Source organism: Pseudomonas sp. FYR_2 (assembly GCF_043106425.1).
In the GTDB taxonomy this organism is placed as follows: Bacteria; Pseudomonadota; Gammaproteobacteria; order Pseudomonadales; family Pseudomonadaceae; genus Aquipseudomonas; species Aquipseudomonas monteilii.
Map to the genome: position 1 here is coordinate 78575 of NZ_JBICMM010000037.1, position 15522 is coordinate 94096.

Sequence of the window (15522 nt, forward strand, 5' to 3'; positions counted from 1 at the left end):
TCACAGCCCCTTGACGGCGAAGATGCCGTTCGCGTTGCGCCAGTAGCCTTTGTAGTCCATGCCGTAGCCGAAGATGTAGCGGTCGACGCACGGCAGGCCCACGTAGTTGGCCTTGAGGTCCGGGCTGGCCTTGCGGTCGTGGTCCTTGTCGATCAGTACCGCAGTGTGCACAGAGCGTGCGCCGGCATGCTTGCAGAACTCGATGATGGCGCTGAGGGTGTGGCCTTCGTCGAGGATGTCATCGACGATCAGCACGTCACGGTCGATGAACGACACTTCCGGTTTGGCCTTCCAGAACAGCTCACCGCCGCTGGTCTGGTTACGGTAGCGGGTGGCGTGCAGGTACGAAGCTTCCAGCGGGAACTGCAGGTGAGTGAGCAGTTTGCCGGCGAAGATCAGGCCGCCGTTCATCACGCAGAACACCACCGGGTTCTTGTCGTGCAGGTCTTTGCAGATCTGCTCGCCGACGTTGGCGATGGCCGCTTCGACTTCGGCTTCGTTGTACAGGCAGTCAGCTTCACGCATGACTTGACGGATATGCTCGAGATCGGCGGACATGGCGCTCTCCGGGGGGTGCATTTTGGAAAAGCGGGCAAAGGTACGCATCCGCTCGTCACAGATCAAGCATTTATGGACTAACGTCCTGAATGACCAGACGACAGCACAGGCTGAATAGATTAATCTAGCGCGGTTTTTTTGCCCGCCTTTCGGAGCCCCCCTATGCCCACTCGTGAGATCCGCCATCCGCTGATCCGCCACAAGCTCGGCCTGATGCGCCGTGCCGATATCAGCACCAAGAATTTTCGCGAACTCGCCCAGGAAGTCGGCGCGCTCCTGACCTACGAAGCCACCCAGGACCTGCCACTCGAAACCTACGAGATCGACGGCTGGTGTGGCAAGGTGCAAGTTGAAAAAATTGCCGGCAAGAAAATCACCGTGGTGCCTATCCTGCGCGCCGGCATCGGCATGCTCGACGGCGTGCTCAGCCTGATCCCGGGCGCCAAGGTGAGCGCCGTCGGCGTTGCCCGCAACGAAGAAACCCTGGAAGCCCACACCTACCTGGAAAAACTCGCGCCGGATATCAACCAGCGCCTGGCCCTGATCATCGACCCGATGCTGGCCACCGGCGGCTCGATGGTCGCCACCATCGACCTGCTGAAAAAGGCCGGCTGCAAAGAGATCCGCGCCATGGTGCTGGTTGCCGCGCCAGAAGGCATCGAAGTGGTGGAAAAAGCCCACCCGGATGTGCAGATCTACACCGCCTCGATCGACCAGCGTCTGAACGAACACGGCTACATCGTGCCAGGCCTGGGCGATGCCGGTGACAAAATCTTCGGCACCAAGCAAAAGGACGCCTGACCATGCAGGACGGCTTCAACGACCCGCTCTGGCGCCAGGTCGTTTCGGGCGCGCAGATGCTCTTCGTGGCATTCGGCGCGCTGGTGCTGATGCCATTGATCACCGGCCTCGACCCGAACGTCGCGCTGTTCACCGCCGGCATCGGTACCCTGCTGTTCCAGCTGGTCACCGGCCGCCAGGTACCGGTGTTCCTGGCCTCCAGCTTTGCCTTCATCACCCCGATCATCCTCGCCAAGGGCCAATTCGGCCTGGCCGAGACCATGGGCGGCGTGATGGCCGCAGGCTTCGTGTACACCTTCATGGGCCTGATGGTAAAAATCAAAGGCACCGGGTTCATCGACCGCATGCTGCCGCCGGTGGTGATCGGCCCGGTGATCATCTCCATTGGCCTGGCCATGGCACCGATTGCTGCCAACATGGCAATGGGCAAGGCCGGTGACGGCAGCGTGCTGCTACCGTACAAGACCGCCATGATGATCTCGATGCCGGCGCTGCTCACTACGTTGATCGTCGCCGTTTTCGGTAAAGGCATCTTCCGCCTGGTGCCGATCATCGCGGGCGTGCTGGTGGGCTTTACCCTGTCATTCGCCTTTGGCGTGGTCGATACCGCCAAGATCGCGGCTGCGCCGTGGCTGGAGATTCCCAACTTCACCGCACCGGCGTTCAACTGGCAGGCCATCCTGTTCATCGTTCCGGTAGCCCTGGCTCCAGCGATCGAGCACATTGGCGGGGTGATCGCGGTGGGCAGCGTGACCGGCCGTGACTACCTGAAAAAGCCTGGCCTGCACCGCACCCTGCTGGGTGACGGCCTGGCCACTACCGCAGCCGGCCTGTTCGGTGGCCCGCCCAACACCACCTACGCCGAAGTGACTGGCGCGGTGATGCTGACCAAGAACTACAACCCTAAGATCATGACCTGGGCGGCGGTCTTCGCCATCACCCTGGCATTTATCGGCAAGTTCGGCGCGCTGCTGCAGAGCATCCCGGTGCCGGTGATGGGCGGCATTCTGTGCCTGCTGTTCGGCTCGATCGCGGCAGTGGGCATGAACACCATGATCCGCCACAAGATCGACCTGGCCGAAGCGCGCAACCTGGTGATTGTGTCGGTCACCCTGGTGTTCGGTATCGGCGGCGTGCTGATCGGCAGCGGTGACGGCCCGGATGACTGGGGCCTGAAAGGCATCGCCCTGTGCGCCATCGTGGCGATTGCCCTGAACCTGATATTGCCGGGCAATGATGGCTGGAAGCACAAGAAGCTGGATGATCAGTTGCCTTGATCCAGCTTTAACCTGAACCGACCTCTTCGCGGGGAAACCGCGAAGAGGTCGGTTCAGGCAACCATCAAATTAGGCCTTTTCGCACATCTGCGCCAACACCCTCACCCACTCGGGGTGATCATTCAGGCACGGCACCAGCACCAGCTCCCGCCCGCCAGCCTCGACAAACTGCTCGCTGCCACGCATGCCGATCTCTTCCAGCGTCTCGATGCAATCGGCCACGAACGCCGGGCACATCACCAACAACTTCTTCACCCCTGCCTTGCCCAACTCATCCAGCCGCGCTTCGGTATAGGGCTCGATCCACTTGGCCCGCCCCAGGCGCGACTGGAACGACACCGACCACTTGCCATCCGGTATGCCCATCTTCTGCGCAAAGGCCTTGGCTGTGGCCAGGCACTGCCCGCGGTAGCACACCGCACGCATCTCGGCGCTGGCATCCTTGCAGCAGTCGGCTGCCTGGAAGTCGTGTTTGCCGGTCGGGTCCAGCTTCTTCAGGTGCCGCTCCGGCAAGCCGTGGAAGCTCAGCAACAGGTGGTCGTAATCCTGCTCCAGGTACGGACGCGCGCTGGCGGCCAGCGCCTCGATGTAGTCCGGATGCTCGTAGAACGGCTGCAGCACGCGCATCTGCAACGGTAACTGACGCTCGTTGACCGTCTGCCTGGCCAGCTCGACCACAGTGGTCACCGTGCTGTCGGCGAACTGTGGATAAAGCGGTGCCAAGGTCACCTTGCGTACACCCTGGGCCGCCAGGCGCTCCAGCACGTCTGGCAGGGCCGGCTGGCCATAGCGCATGGCAATTTCCACCGGGCCGTGGGGCCAGTGTTCGACCATGGCCGCCTGCAGACGACGGGTCAGCACCACCAGCGGCGAGCCCTCCTCCCACCAGATCGAGCCATAGGCATGTGCCGACTGCTCCGGGCGCTTGACCAGGATCAGCGACACCAGTAGCCGCCGCACCGGCCAGGGCAGGTCGATCACGTACGGGTCCATGAGGAACTGGTTGAGGTAACGGCGTACATCGGCCACCGAGGTGGAGGCCGGGGAACCCAGGTTGACCAGCAGCAAGGCGTGATTGGTCATGCAGCGTCCTATGTCAGAGGCGGCTGGACAAGTTGTCCAGGGCCGATTGCAGATCGTTGAAGCGGAAGGTGAAACCAGCTGCCAGCAAACGTACCGGGCGAGCCCGCTGGCCGCCCAGCAGCAAGGTCGACAGCTCGCCCAGGCCAGCCTTGAGCAGCAGTGCCGGCACCGGCAGCAACGCCGGTCGATGCAGGGCACGCCCCAGGCGCCTGGCAAACTCGCGGTTGCGCACAGGCTCAGGGGCGCAGGCATTATAAGGACCGCTGGCATCCTTGTGCTGCAAGAGAAAATCAATCAGGGCGACCTGGTCGTCTATATGGACCCACGGCATCCACTGCCGACCATCGCCCAAAGGCCCGCCCAGCCCTAGCTTGAAGGGCACGCGCAGCCGCGACAAAAAGCCGCCATCGCAGGCCAGCACCAGCCCGGTGCGCACCAGCACCACGCGGATGCCCTGTGCCTGGGAACGCAGGGCCGTTTCCTCCCAGGCAATACACAACTGGCTGGCAAAATCTTCACGCACCGGCGGTGTTGCCTCGGTCAGCTCGCGCTCACCGCCATCACCGTACCAACCGACCGCAGAGCCGGAGATCAGCACGTCTGGTCGCTGCTCGCGGGTACCCAGCCAGCTCAGCAACTGCTCGGTCAGGGTAACGCGGCTGGCCCACAGCAGGTTACGCCGGGCTGCTGTCCAAGGCCGGTCGGCAATCGGCGCGCCGGCCAGGTTGACCACCGCATCGAGGTGATCGTCCGCTTCCAGCTGCTCCAGGCGGGCAATGCCACGCACACCACTGCCACACATTTTCGGCACTTGCTCAGGTCGCCGGCTCCACACCGTCAGGCGATGGCCTTGACCAAGCCAGTGCTGGCAGAGGTGCCTGCCTATCAACCCGGTACCGCCTGTCAGCAATATATGCATGGCTGTGTCCTCGCAGAATGCGGCGGTGGTCTATTTTTAACATCAAGGCACTTTTTTGACCCGACGCTCTCGGATAAACATAGGCCAACCTGCCCGCCAAAGCGGAATAACCTTATACAAAAATTCTGGATTGTACAGGTTTGCCTGACAGCGTAGTCTGCTTACAGCAAGGTTTGAAGAGGCCATCATGACAGTACCTATCGCCATCATCGGGGCCGGTATCGCCGGCTTGTCAGCTGCCCAGGCCTTGCAGAAGGCGGGGCAATCCGTGCATTTGTTCGACAAAGGCCACGGCAGTGGCGGGCGCATGGCCAGCAAGCGCAGCGAAGCCGGCGCGCTCGACCTCGGCGCGCAGTACTTCACTGCCCGTGACCGGCGTTTCGTCGAGCAGGTACAACAGTGGGTTGCCGCTGGCTGGGCCGAGCAGTGGAAGCCGCAGCTGTACAATTACCGTGACGGCGAACTTACCCCCTCCCCCGACGAGCAGACGCGCTGGGTGGGCGTGCCCCGCATGAGCGCCATCACCCGTGGCCTGCTCAAGGATGTGACGGTGAACTTCGGCTGCCGCATCGCCGAGGTGTTCCGCGGCAAACAGTACTGGCACCTGCAGGACACCGAAGGCTGCAGCCATGGCCCCTACAGCCGCGTGGTGATCGCGGTACCGGCACCGCAGGCTACGCCGCTGCTGGCTGCCACACCAAAACTGGCTGCCGTGGCCGCTGGCGTGCAGATGGAGCCCACCTGGGCCGTCGCCCTCGCCTTTCAGGCGCCGCTGGATACGCCGATGCAAGGCTGTTTCGTGCAAGACAACCCGCTCGACTGGCTGGCCCGCAACCGCAGTAAACCCGGCCGTGACGAGCAACTCGACACCTGGGTGCTGCACGCCACGTCTGACTGGAGCCGGCAACACATCGACCTGCCCAAGGAAGAAGTGATCGAACAGCTGTGGGGCGAGTTCGCCGAGCTGGTCGGCTGCGTGGTGCCCGCACCTACCTTCGCCCTGGCCCACCGCTGGCTCTATGCACGCCCCAGCAGCAACCACGAATGGGGCGCACTGGCCGATGCCGACCAGGGCTTGTACGCATGCGGCGACTGGTGCCTTTCCGGGCGCGTCGAGGGCGCGTGGCTCAGCGGCCAGGAAGCGGCACGGCGACTGCTCGAACACCTGGAATGATGTAGCGCCGTACAAAAATAATGGTTTGCATAACGTCAGTGCTGTGCTGGAATAAACCTGTACAATTTTTTTGTCATGTACAGGTTTACCGGAGGCAGCCATGCACGACCCTTCCCCCCACAGCAAGCCGCGTATCGCCATCAGCGCCTGCCTGACGGGTCAAAGCGTGCGCTATAACGGCGGCCACAAGGCCTCCGACCTGTGCCTTACTCAACTGGAAAAACATTTCGACTGGCAGCCGGTGTGCCCGGAAGTGGCAATCGGCCTTGGTGTTCCCCGTGACCCTATCCGCCTGGTAGGCAACCCCGATCATCCCGAAGTGGTCGGCACCCGCAACCCCGGCATGGACCTGACCGGCCCGCTGCGCACGTATGGCGAACAAATGGCCGACGAGCTCGACGACATCTGCGGCTACATCTTCATGCAGAAATCACCGTCTTGCGGGCTGGAACGGGTCAAGGTCTATCAAGACAACGGTCACCCGGCCTTCCAGGGAGGACGCGGCGTCTATTCGCAGGCGTTCTGTGTGAAACGCCCGGACCTCCCCGTGGAAGAAGAAGGGCGCCTGCACGACGCCGTGCTGCGAGAGAACTTCATCAGCCGCGTGTATGCCTACGCCGAGTGGCAGCGCCTGCTGGCCGAAGGCCTTAGCCGTGGCGCGCTGGTGCGCTTCCATTCGCGTTACAAATACCTGGTGATGGCCAACAACCCCCAGGCCTACCGCACTCTCGGGCGCCTGCTCGGTAGCATGAGCCGCGATGACGACCCGCAAAGCATCGGCCCGCGCTACTTCAGCCAACTGATGCAGGCCCTGCGTCGCTGCGCCAGCCGCGGAACCCACAGCAACGTGCTGCAGCATCTCTGCGGCTATTTCAAGGACAGCCTGACGCAACAGGACAAAGCCGAGTTGCAAACAGTCATCAGCCAGTACCAGCAAGGCGTGGTGCCGCTGGTCGTTCCGCTGACCCTGCTCAAGCACCATTTACGCAACCACCCTGACCCCTACCTGCAGCAGCAAGCGTACCTGCAGCCACACCCGGAAAGCCTGGGCTTGCGCAATGCGGTCTGAGAGCTTGCTGCCCATCGGCGAACTGGCCCGCCGCACTGGCGTCAACCCGGTCACCCTGCGCGCATGGGAACGCAGATATGGCCTGCTAAAGCCCCAGCGCACTGAGAAAGGGCATCGCCTGTATCCGCTGGAACAGGTCGAACGGGTCGAGACCATCCTTGGTTGGCTGCATCGAGGGGCATCGGTCGGCCAAGTGCGCGAATTGCTCGAGCAACCCACCAGCACAACACCTCCAAGTGGAGACTGGCAGGCCAGGCAGTCATTGTTGATAGAGGCTATCGCCAACCTATCGCAACGTGCACTCGATCAACAACTCAACCAGGCCATGGCCCTGTACCCAGCCGTTACGCTGTGCGAGCAATTACTCATGCCGCTGCTCGACCTGCTCGACCTGCGCTGGCGCAATTACTTCAATGCGCAGCTGGAGCAGGTTTTTTTCCACAGCTGGCTGCGCAGCAAACTTGGCGCCCGGGTCTACCACGACAACCAACTGTTGCAGGGCCCTGCTGTGCTGCTGGTAGAAGACAGTGAGCGTGCCTTCAGCCCCGGGCTATGGCTATGCGCCTGGCTGTTGACCAGCAATGGCTTCCCGGTCGAGGTGTTGGAACACCCTGTCACCGGCCTGCACCTGCAACGCGCCGTAACCGCGCTCAACCCCCGCGCCGTGCTGCTGCACCTGGGGCCACGCATTGATGGCAAGGCACTGCAGCGCACCCTGCTCAGCCTGAACGTAGCAACCTTGGCCGGTGGCCCGACGCTGGCGCTGCATGAAGCCCAGCTGCGTGCCCTCGAACTGCCCAACCTCGCCCTGTTCGACACCCCCCAGGCGGCATTGCGTTTGCTCCAAACCCATAACCGCCAGCCTGTAGAGACCATTGCACCATGCACTTGACCTGGCTGCGCAGCGACCTGCGCATCAATGACAACACTGCACTCAGTGCCGCCAGCGAGCGCGGCCCGACCATCGCACTGTGGCTGGTCAGCCCCGGTCAATGGCAGGCCCACGACGATGCTGCCTGCAAAGTCGACTTCTGGCTGCGCAACCTGCGTGATGTGCGCCAGTCGCTTGAAGGCCTGAATATCCCGCTGTTGATCCGTACCATCGACACCTGGGACCAGGCCCCCCATGCCGTGCTCGAGGTATGCCGCCAACATCAGGTGCAAAGCGTGCACTGGAACGAAGAATACGGCATCAACGAGCAGCGCCGCGACGATGCCACCCGTGTCCTGCTGGAGAAGTCAGGTATCCAGGCCCACAGCTACCTCGACCAGCTGTTCTTCCGCCCTGGCACCCTCCTTACCCGCAGTGGTGGCTACTTCCAGGTCTTCAGCCAGTTCAAGAAAACCTGCCTGGAGCACCTGCACCGCAGCCTGCCAGCCATGGCCCACCGGGTGAAGCGCCAGGCACCGCTGCAGATCGACAGCGACCCTGTTCCGCACCATGTGGAAGGCTTTGAAATACCTGCACAGACCTTGCGTGAGCATTGGCCGTCAGGTGAAGCCGAAGCGCAGGCGCGGTTATCTCGCTTTCTCGACGAAACCATCGACGACTATCAGTCACTGCGAGACCTGCCGGCCAAGCCCGGCACCAGCCAGCTTTCCGCGTACCTGGCCGCTGGCGTGATTTCGCCACGCCAATGCCTGCACGGCGCACTGGCGAGCAACCGAGGCGAGTTCGACAGTGGCAGTACGGGCGTGCAAACCTGGATCAATGAGTTGCTTTGGCGGGAGTTTTACAAGCACATCCTTACCGGTTATCCGCAAGTCTCGCGCCACCGCGCCTTCCGCGCCCAGACCGAAGCCCTGCCCTGGCGCGATGCACCGGCAGACCTGGAGGCCTGGGAACAAGGGCGTACCGGCTTCCCGATCATTGATGCTGCCATGCGCCAACTGCTGCACACCGGGTGGATGCATAACCGCCTGCGCATGATAGTCGCCATGTTCCTCAGTAAAAATCTGCTGATCGACTGGCGTAAAGGCGAGCGGCACTTCATGCGCCACTTGATAGACGGCGACCTGGCCGCCAACAACGGCGGGTGGCAATGGAGCGCATCCACCGGCACTGACGCTGTCCCCTATTTCCGGATTTTCAACCCCGTATCGCAGTCGCAGCGCTTCGACCCGGACGGGCATTTCATTCGGCACTGGCTGCCGGAAATGTGTAAGGTGAATCGAAAAAGTATTCACGAACCAGTGAAATCTGTGGATCTTTTTGCTAATACTTTGTATCAACATCCTATTGTCGATCTCAGTAGCAGTCGTCAGCGTGCACTTGAAGCGTTCAAGGGGTTACCGCGCAGGCAGGATTAGGGGATTAAGTCGTGCCTAACTCACGCAGTTTTTGGGTGACAGGCGCCAGCAAGGGATTAGGTCTGGCTTTGGTGGTACAGCTGCTCGAACAGGGGCATCAGGTTGCCGCCAGCGCTAAGGAAAGTGACGAAGTAAATGCATTGGCAGCACAGCACGGTCGGCGTTTCTTGCGTCTGCCGTGGCAGTTGCATGTCGAAGGTAAGGCGGCGGATGCTTGCCAGCAAATCTGCCATGCGTGGTGCTCGCTGGATGGTTTGATCATCAACGCCGGCACCAGCGAATATGTGGCTGACGATGTGGCGGACACCGAGCTGTTCGAGGCGATCGTCTCCAGCAACCTGCTGGCGGGCGAGCTTTGCCTGGCCAGTGCGCGGTCGTTGCTGGCAAAAGGAAACTCGCCGCAGGTAATGGCGGTGTTCAACCGCTATTCGTCGTTGCAGTTGTATTCACCAACCCAGGTGAGCGCTGGCTGGAACAGCATGCCACAGTGGATGCGCGAGCAGCGCGAAGCGCTTGATGCGCAGGGGGTTCGGTTGACGGTCGTAGGACCACAGTCATTGAAGACATCTGTGACTGCGACGCCGGCTATACCCGAGGAATGGACACCACAGAGCGCAGCTAAAGAATTGCTCCGGCGTTGGCCATTGGGGGAGCCGGAACTGGTGCTGGAAACGTTGGACCTCAGTAGCCTGTGGCCGCTGCCACAAAGGTAGATGATGCAGTGCCTGAACTGGCCCTATCGCCGGCAAGCCAGCTCCCACAGGGTCATCACATTGCTTGAAATGTGCACATTCCTGTGGGAGCTGGCTTGCCGGCGATAGGGCCGGTGCAGGAAAAATCAGAGCGCCATGCGGTAATGCAGGCTGTAGCTCTCTACCCCGTCGTTGGGCTCTTTGATACCGGCGTTGGAGTAGTGAATCGCACGGACTCCGATCTCATGCCCACCGGCAAAGCGCAAGCCAAAGCCGATGCGGTCTTCGAACTGGAATGCCGAGCCCAGCTCGTTGCTTTCCAGTTCTGTGCTTGAGAACGCAGCCACACCAATCCCCGCCTCGATGTACGGCTTCACCGACTCGCCGGCAAATTCATAAACGAACACTGGCGCAAAAGACAAGCTATGGTTGCTCGCCGTCTTGTCGCCATCCCAATAGGTATAGGCCCCATCCCAGTAGCCAGTCAGGCGGCCAACGCTGGTTTGCCACCAGCTTGCGTCCCAGTTCGATTGCAGCCCCAACCGGTAGACCATGGTCGAATCACCGGTCTGCCCTACTGAAAACGAAACGTCGGCAGCTTGCGCCGACAGTGCTTGCCCCAGGGTGAAGACGGCAGCCGCCGCCAAGCCGAGCAGTTTCTTCATGAGAAACATCCTTCATTGCTGTTATTAGTGTCCGCCTCATATCAGGCAAAGCGGTAGAAAGCGACAGTGGCACGATAGTTCAGCTATTTTTCACGTTTTTTTTACAACGCAAAGCTTTGCACATCGTCGGACTTATGCCACAGCACAGGTAGGATATTTCTGAGGAGTTGAGGGTCAGCGCTGGTCCAGAAGCGGGTATCGCGGGCCGGCCCTTCGGCCAGCAGGTCTGCCGCCCCCAGCAACCGTTGCAGTTGACGCGCCACGGCGGCACCTGTGTCGATGACCGCCACGTCCGCCGGCACCAAGTCTGCCAGCAATGGGCGCAGGAACGGATAATGGGTGCACCCAAGAATCAGCGTATCGCAGCCCGCGGCCAGCAGCGGCTGGATATAGCCACGCAGCATCTGGCGCAATGCCGGGCTTGTCAGGTCGCCAGCCTCTATCAGTTCAACCAACCCAGGGCAAGGTTGGGTAATAACCTGCACATCGTTGGCAAAGCGGTCGAGCAAGGCGGCGAACTTGGCACTCTGCAAGGTTCCCGTGGTGGCCAGCACACCGACCACCCCTGAGCGAGTAGCGGCCGCTGCCGGTTTCACGGCCGGTTCCATGCCCACCAGCGGCCAGGACGGATACAACTCTCGCAAGTCGGCCACCGCCGCCACTGTAGCGGTGTTACAGGCCAGCACCATGGCCTTGGCACCTTGCTCGTGGAAGAACCCGGCGATACGCCGGCAGCGGTCACGGATGTAGTCCGGCGATTTTTCGCCATAGGGCACATGGCCGCAATCAGCCACATACAGCAACGTCTCGTTGGGCAGCAGGCGCTGGATCTCGGCAAGCACGGTCATGCCGCCGACCCCCGAGTCCATCACGCCAATCGGCGCCGAACGGTTAGCCATCGCGCTTGCCACAAACCGAACAGGCCGGATCACGCTTGACGCGCAACTCACGGATGCGGGTGCCAAGGGCATCGATCAACAACAGGCGGCCCACCAGCGGCTCACCGAACCCAGCCAGCAGCTTCATCGCTTCCAGCGCCTGCAAGCTGCCCACCAGCCCCACCAGAGGGCCGATCACACCGGCTTCGCTGCACGTCAGCTCGGCTTCGCTGCCATGCCCGTACAGGCAGTGGTAGCAGGGGCTGTAGTCACGTCGTGGGTCGAACACCGACAACTGCCCTTCCAGGCGGATCGCCGCGCCGCTGACCAGTGGCTTGCCAGCCGCGACACACGCGGCGTTTACCGCCTCGCGGGTACCGAAGTTGTCGGAGCAATCCAGTACCAGGTCGACCGCCGCCACGGCGGCAGCGAGCGAGTCCTCGTCCAGTGCCTGGCGGTGGGCAACCAGGCTGATTTCCGGGTTGATCGCCTCCAGGCGCTGCAAGGCCGAGTCGACCTTGCTCATGCCCACGCTAGCGCTGTCGTGGATGACCTGGCGTTGCAGGTTGGTGAGGTCGACGGTGTCGAAGTCGGCCAGGTGCAGTTCTCCGACCCCAGCGGCGGCCAAGTACAACGCAACCGGTGAGCCCAGGCCACCGAGCCCGACGATCAGCGCCTTGCTCTGCTTGAGCCGCAACTGGCCATCAATGTCGATCTGGGCCAGCAGTACCTGCCGGCTGTAACGCAACAGTTCTTCATCACTCAGCATGGCAGGCGCCCCAGGGTAATGCGTTCATGGCCGCCCAGGTCCGTGCGGCTGGCAACCTCGATAAAACCGTGTTCCGCCAGCAAGGCGCGTACCGCTGCTGCCTGATCGTAGCCATGCTCCAGCAACAACCAGCCCCCGGGCAACAGGTGCGCAGGGGCCTGGGCAGCAATCACGCGCAGGTCGTCCAGGCCATCGACGCCAGCGACCAGCGCACTGCTGGGCTCGAAGCGCACGTCACCGGCCACCAGGTGCGGGTCTGCAGCTGCGATGTAAGGCGGGTTACTGACAATCAGGTCAAAACGCTCGCCGACCAGGCTGTCGAACCAGTGGCTTACCCGCACCTGGACATTAGCCAGGCCCAGGCGCTGGCGGTTGCGCTCAGCCAGTGCAGCGGCCTCTTCCACCCGGTCAACCGCAGTCACCTGCCAGGCCGGGCGATCGCTGGCCAAGGCCAGGGCAATCGCGCCCGTACCGGTGCCCAGGTCCAGCACCTTGGCTGGCGAGGCGGGTTGCAGTTCGAGGGCCGTTTCGACCAACAGCTCGGTGTCTGGCCTGGGGATCAGGGTATGCGGCGCCACTTCCAGGTCGATCGTCCAGAAGCCCTGCTGCCCGAGGATATAAGCGACCGGCTCGCCGCCACGGCGTCGCTGCAGGTAACCCGCGTAAGTCTCGGCATCTTCGCTACTGACGATACGCTCGGGCCAGGTGTGCAGGTAACTGCGTGACTTGCCAATGGCAGCCGCCAGCAGCAGTTCGGCATCCAGCCGTTCGGTAGGCGATTCGGGCAACTGCGCGTTGCGCAGCAGGCTGGCGATGATGGTCATCAGTCCCCCAGGGCGGCCAGTTGATCGGCCTGGTATTCGGCCAGCAGCGGTTCGATCACCGCCTCCACGCCACCACTGAGGATGTCGTCCAGCGAGTACAGGGTCAGGTTGATACGGTGGTCGGTCACCCGGCCCTGTGGATAGTTGTACGTGCGAATGCGCTCGGAGCGGTCGCCAGAGCCCACCAGCAGCTTGCGTTCGCTGGCGATGGCATTCTGTGCTGCGCTGGTCTGCATGTCGTTGAGCTTGGCCGACAGCCAGGACATGGCGCGAGCCCGGTTCTTGTGCTGCGAACGCTCTTCCTGGCATTCGACCACGATGCCGGTAGGCAAGTGGGTGATGCGGATGGCCGAGTCAGTCTTGTTCACGTGCTGACCACCGGCACCGGATGCACGGTAGGTGTCCACGCGCAGGTCGGCCGGGTTGATTTCGATGGCGGCCTGTTCGTCCGGCTCGGGCAGCACCGCCACCGTGCATGCGGAAGTGTGCACACGGCCCTGGGATTCGGTCTCAGGTACGCGCTGGACGCGGTGAGCACCCGACTCGAATTTGAGCTTGCCGTAAACGTTTTCACCCTCGACACGGGCGATGATTTCCTTGTAGCCGCCGTGCTCGCCTTCGTTCTCGGACAGAATCTCCAGGCGCCAGCCACGCTTTTCAGCGTAGCGCGAGTACATGCGGAACAAGTCGCCAGAGAAGATCGCCGCCTCGTCGCCACCGGTGCCGGCGCGGATTTCGAGGAACACGTTGCGACCGTCGTTAGGGTCTTTAGGCAGCAGCATGCGTTGCAGCTGCGCCTCCAGCGTCAACAGTTGCTCTTTGGCTTCACGCACCTCTTCCACGGCCATTTCGCGCAGGTCCGGGTCACTGTCCTTGAGCAGCGCCTGGGCGCCTTCGAGGTCGTCCTGCACTTTGCGCCACTCTTTATAAGCAGCGTAGACCGGCTCGACCTCGGCGTACTCACGGGAATACGCGCGAAAGCGTGTCTGGTCGGAAATGACCTCGGCGTCACCGAGCAGGGCGGTGAGTTCTTCGAAGCGGTCCTGGAGGATTTCCAGTTTGTTCAGCAGCGACGCTTTCATTGCGGGGATTTGTCCGTGGAGCCCTCGTTGAGGGCAAAGAGTTCCTGGGCCATGGCCAGCGCATCGAGGCGGCCCTCGGCCGAGAGCTTTTTCAACTGCACGCTGGGCGCATGCAAGAGTTTGTTGGTCAGGCCCCGGGCCAGTTGGGCCAGCACGTCTTCGGGGTTGCCGCCGTTAGCAAGCAGGCGCTGGGCTTTTTGCAGTTCTTCGTCGCGCAGGCGTTCGCTTTGCTGGCGATAGGCCTTGAGCACATCCACCGCAGCCAGTTCACGCAGGCGCAGCATGAAGTCTTCGGCGCCCACCGACACCAGCTCTTCGGCAGCCTGGGCAGCGCCCTGGCGGCTCTTGAGGTTTTCCGCCACCACGTCGTGCAGGTCATCGACAGTGTACAGGTAGACATCGTCCAGTTCGCCGACTTCAGGTTCGATGTCACGCGGTACGGCAATGTCGACCATGAAAATCGGCTTGTGCCGGCGCTGCTTGAGCGCACTCTCGACCGCGCCTTTGCCCAGGATCGGCAACTGGCTGGCAGTGGAGCTGATGACGATGTCGCTGTTGGCCAGCTCCTGGGGGATGTCGGCCAGCAGCACGGCATGCGCACCGAACTGCTCGGCCAGCGTGCTGGCGCGCTCCAGGGTGCGGTTGGCCACGACGATACGACGTACGCCCTGCTCGTGCAGGTGGCGGGCGACCAGGGTGATGGTTTCGCCAGCACCGATCAGCAAGGCCTGGCTGCGACCCAGGTCGGCGAAGATCTGTTTAGCCAGGCTGACCGCGGCAAACGCCACCGAAACCGGGTTTTCGCCGATTGCGGTGTCGGTACGCACCTGCTTGGCGGCGCTGAAGGTGGCCTGGAACAAGCGCCCGAGCAACGGGCCGACGGTACCTGCTTCACGCGCCACGGCGTAGGCCGACTTCATCTGGCCGAGAATCTGCGGCTCGCCGAGCACCAGCGAGTCCAGGCCCGATGCCACGCGCATCATATGCTTCACGGCATCGTGCTCTTCGTGCACGTAGGCGCTGGCGCGCAGTTCGTCGAGGCTGAGGCGGTGATAGTCGGCCAGCCAGTGCAACACGGCGTCGGCGGACAGGTGGTCCTGCTCTATATAGAGCTCGCTGCGGTTGCAGGTCGACAGGATCGCCGCTTCGCGGCTGGATGTCAGTCGGCAGAGCTGCTGCAGGGCGTCTACCAGCTGCTCTGGGGTAAACGCCACGCGCTCGCGTACGTCTACCGAGGCAGTCTTATGGTTGATACCAAGTGCAAGAAAGGCCATGCAAGATCGCTGGTTGTGACGGGAAGCCGATAATTGTCCTCTTTCGCAGGTTTTTGGACAACCACCGTTCGCTAAGTGTTCGCCGATGCAACTGTTGTGATGCGGGCATCGAGCGCCGCCCGCGCGGCGCATCGCGAGCTGCGCTCG

At 62.3% G+C, this 15522-nt stretch carries 16 protein-coding genes; 7 read left to right on the plus strand and 9 right to left on the minus strand.

What is annotated here, in order from left to right; genetic code table 11:
* Positions 1–558: a hypoxanthine-guanine phosphoribosyltransferase gene (locus ACF8R4_RS15215; RefSeq protein WP_019099801.1), complete on the minus strand. Its 558-nt coding sequence runs from the start codon at positions 556–558 to the stop codon at positions 1–3.
* Positions 559–720: 162 nt separating this feature from the next.
* Here ACF8R4_RS15215 and upp point away from each other — a divergent pair, with 162 nt between their 5' ends.
* Both upp and ACF8R4_RS15225 read left to right on the plus strand, forming a co-directional pair.
* Positions 721–1359: a uracil phosphoribosyltransferase gene (upp, locus tag ACF8R4_RS15220; protein WP_011532223.1), complete on the plus strand. Its 639-nt coding sequence runs from the start codon at positions 721–723 to the stop codon at positions 1357–1359.
* Positions 1360–1361: 2 nt separating this feature from the next.
* The gene (locus ACF8R4_RS15225) at positions 1362–2636 is read left to right on the plus strand and encodes a uracil-xanthine permease family protein (RefSeq protein ID WP_392492832.1); all 1275 of its coding nucleotides are present in this window, start codon (positions 1362–1364) and stop codon (positions 2634–2636) included.
* Between the two features lie 69 nt (positions 2637–2705).
* Here ACF8R4_RS15225 and hemH read toward each other — a convergent pair whose 3' ends face one another.
* Both hemH and ACF8R4_RS15235 read right to left on the minus strand, forming a co-directional pair.
* Positions 2706–3719 carry a ferrochelatase gene (gene hemH / locus ACF8R4_RS15230; protein ID WP_060500135.1) on the minus strand — a complete coding sequence of 338 codons (1014 nt, stop codon included), beginning with the start codon at positions 3717–3719 and terminating at the stop codon, positions 2706–2708.
* Positions 3720–3732: 13 nt separating this feature from the next.
* Positions 3733–4638 carry a TIGR01777 family oxidoreductase gene (locus tag ACF8R4_RS15235; RefSeq protein ID WP_060500134.1) on the minus strand — a complete coding sequence of 302 codons (906 nt, stop codon included), beginning with the start codon at positions 4636–4638 and terminating at the stop codon, positions 3733–3735.
* A 187-nt stretch (positions 4639–4825) separates the two neighbouring features.
* Between ACF8R4_RS15235 and ACF8R4_RS15240 the strand changes: the two genes are divergently transcribed.
* The 5 genes from ACF8R4_RS15240 to ACF8R4_RS15260 all read left to right on the plus strand — a co-directional run bounded on the left by ACF8R4_RS15240 (position 4826) and on the right by ACF8R4_RS15260 (position 9904).
* Complete coding sequence (locus ACF8R4_RS15240) at positions 4826–5812, plus strand: NAD(P)/FAD-dependent oxidoreductase (RefSeq protein WP_060500133.1); 987 nt, start codon at positions 4826–4828, stop codon at positions 5810–5812.
* A 100-nt stretch (positions 5813–5912) separates the two neighbouring features.
* Positions 5913–6881 carry a DUF523 and DUF1722 domain-containing protein gene (locus tag ACF8R4_RS15245; protein ID WP_156867363.1) on the plus strand — a complete coding sequence of 323 codons (969 nt, stop codon included), beginning with the start codon at positions 5913–5915 and terminating at the stop codon, positions 6879–6881.
* Entirely contained in the window at positions 6871–7773 is a 903-nt protein-coding gene (locus ACF8R4_RS15250) for a MerR family transcriptional regulator (protein ID WP_060500131.1), read from the plus strand. The genes ACF8R4_RS15245 and ACF8R4_RS15250 overlap by 11 nt, the downstream gene beginning before the upstream one ends.
* Entirely contained in the window at positions 7764–9191 is a 1428-nt protein-coding gene (gene phrB / locus ACF8R4_RS15255; protein ID WP_060500130.1) for a deoxyribodipyrimidine photo-lyase, read from the plus strand. The genes ACF8R4_RS15250 and phrB overlap by 10 nt, the downstream gene beginning before the upstream one ends.
* Positions 9192–9202: 11 nt before the next feature.
* Positions 9203–9904 carry an SDR family oxidoreductase gene (locus tag ACF8R4_RS15260; RefSeq protein ID WP_082426431.1) on the plus strand — a complete coding sequence of 234 codons (702 nt, stop codon included), beginning with the start codon at positions 9203–9205 and terminating at the stop codon, positions 9902–9904.
* Between the two features lie 125 nt (positions 9905–10029).
* Here the strand turns inward: ACF8R4_RS15260 and ACF8R4_RS15265 are convergent, their stop codons facing one another.
* The 6 genes from ACF8R4_RS15265 to hemA all read right to left on the minus strand — a co-directional run bounded on the left by ACF8R4_RS15265 (position 10030) and on the right by hemA (position 15375).
* Positions 10030–10548, minus strand: coding sequence for an acyloxyacyl hydrolase (locus tag ACF8R4_RS15265; protein ID WP_104833427.1), 519 nt, complete (start codon positions 10546–10548; stop codon positions 10030–10032).
* 101 nt (positions 10549–10649) lie between these two features.
* A complete protein-coding gene (gene murI / locus ACF8R4_RS15270; protein ID WP_104833428.1) occupies positions 10650–11447 on the minus strand; it encodes a glutamate racemase in 798 nt (265 codons plus the stop codon).
* Positions 11440–12195 carry a molybdopterin-synthase adenylyltransferase MoeB gene (locus ACF8R4_RS15275; RefSeq protein WP_060500128.1) on the minus strand — a complete coding sequence of 252 codons (756 nt, stop codon included), beginning with the start codon at positions 12193–12195 and terminating at the stop codon, positions 11440–11442. Before ACF8R4_RS15275 ends, murI begins: the two co-directional genes overlap by 8 nt.
* The gene (gene prmC, locus ACF8R4_RS15280) at positions 12189–13019 is read right to left on the minus strand and encodes a peptide chain release factor N(5)-glutamine methyltransferase (protein WP_156867361.1); all 831 of its coding nucleotides are present in this window, start codon (positions 13017–13019) and stop codon (positions 12189–12191) included. The genes ACF8R4_RS15275 and prmC overlap by 7 nt, the downstream gene beginning before the upstream one ends.
* Positions 13019–14101: a peptide chain release factor 1 gene (prfA, locus tag ACF8R4_RS15285; RefSeq protein ID WP_016713307.1), complete on the minus strand. Its 1083-nt coding sequence runs from the start codon at positions 14099–14101 to the stop codon at positions 13019–13021. The genes prmC and prfA overlap by 1 nt, the downstream gene beginning before the upstream one ends.
* Complete coding sequence (gene hemA, locus ACF8R4_RS15290) at positions 14098–15375, minus strand: glutamyl-tRNA reductase (protein ID WP_060500127.1); 1278 nt, start codon at positions 15373–15375, stop codon at positions 14098–14100. The genes prfA and hemA overlap by 4 nt, the downstream gene beginning before the upstream one ends.
* Between the last annotated feature and the right edge of the window lie 147 nt (positions 15376–15522).

Excerpts from the sequence above, each read along its gene's own strand:
- ACF8R4_RS15245 (WP_156867363.1), top strand. The coding sequence starts at position 5,913 with ATGCACGACCCTTCCCCCCACAGCAAGCCGCGTATCGCCATCAGCGCC.
- murI (WP_104833428.1), bottom strand. The coding sequence starts at position 11,447 with ATGGCTAACCGTTCGGCGCCGATTGGCGTGATGGACTCGGGGGTCGGC.
- ACF8R4_RS15215 (WP_019099801.1), bottom strand. The coding sequence starts at position 558 with ATGTCCGCCGATCTCGAGCATATCCGTCAAGTCATGCGTGAAGCTGAC.
- ACF8R4_RS15265 (WP_104833427.1), bottom strand. The coding sequence starts at position 10,548 with ATGAAGAAACTGCTCGGCTTGGCGGCGGCTGCCGTCTTCACCCTGGGG.
- phrB (WP_060500130.1), top strand. The coding sequence starts at position 7,764 with ATGCACTTGACCTGGCTGCGCAGCGACCTGCGCATCAATGACAACACT.
- ACF8R4_RS15240 (WP_060500133.1), top strand. The coding sequence starts at position 4,826 with ATGACAGTACCTATCGCCATCATCGGGGCCGGTATCGCCGGCTTGTCA.
- ACF8R4_RS15225 (WP_392492832.1), top strand. The coding sequence starts at position 1,362 with ATGCAGGACGGCTTCAACGACCCGCTCTGGCGCCAGGTCGTTTCGGGC.
- upp (WP_011532223.1), top strand. The coding sequence starts at position 721 with ATGCCCACTCGTGAGATCCGCCATCCGCTGATCCGCCACAAGCTCGGC.
- ACF8R4_RS15235 (WP_060500134.1), bottom strand. The coding sequence starts at position 4,638 with ATGCATATATTGCTGACAGGCGGTACCGGGTTGATAGGCAGGCACCTC.
- prfA (WP_016713307.1), bottom strand. The coding sequence starts at position 14,101 with ATGAAAGCGTCGCTGCTGAACAAACTGGAAATCCTCCAGGACCGCTTC.
- prmC (WP_156867361.1), bottom strand. The coding sequence starts at position 13,019 with ATGACCATCATCGCCAGCCTGCTGCGCAACGCGCAGTTGCCCGAATCG.
- hemA (WP_060500127.1), bottom strand. The coding sequence starts at position 15,375 with ATGGCCTTTCTTGCACTTGGTATCAACCATAAGACTGCCTCGGTAGAC.
- ACF8R4_RS15250 (WP_060500131.1), top strand. The coding sequence starts at position 6,871 with ATGCGGTCTGAGAGCTTGCTGCCCATCGGCGAACTGGCCCGCCGCACT.
- hemH (WP_060500135.1), bottom strand. The coding sequence starts at position 3,719 with ATGACCAATCACGCCTTGCTGCTGGTCAACCTGGGTTCCCCGGCCTCC.
- ACF8R4_RS15275 (WP_060500128.1), bottom strand. The coding sequence starts at position 12,195 with ATGCTGAGTGATGAAGAACTGTTGCGTTACAGCCGGCAGGTACTGCTG.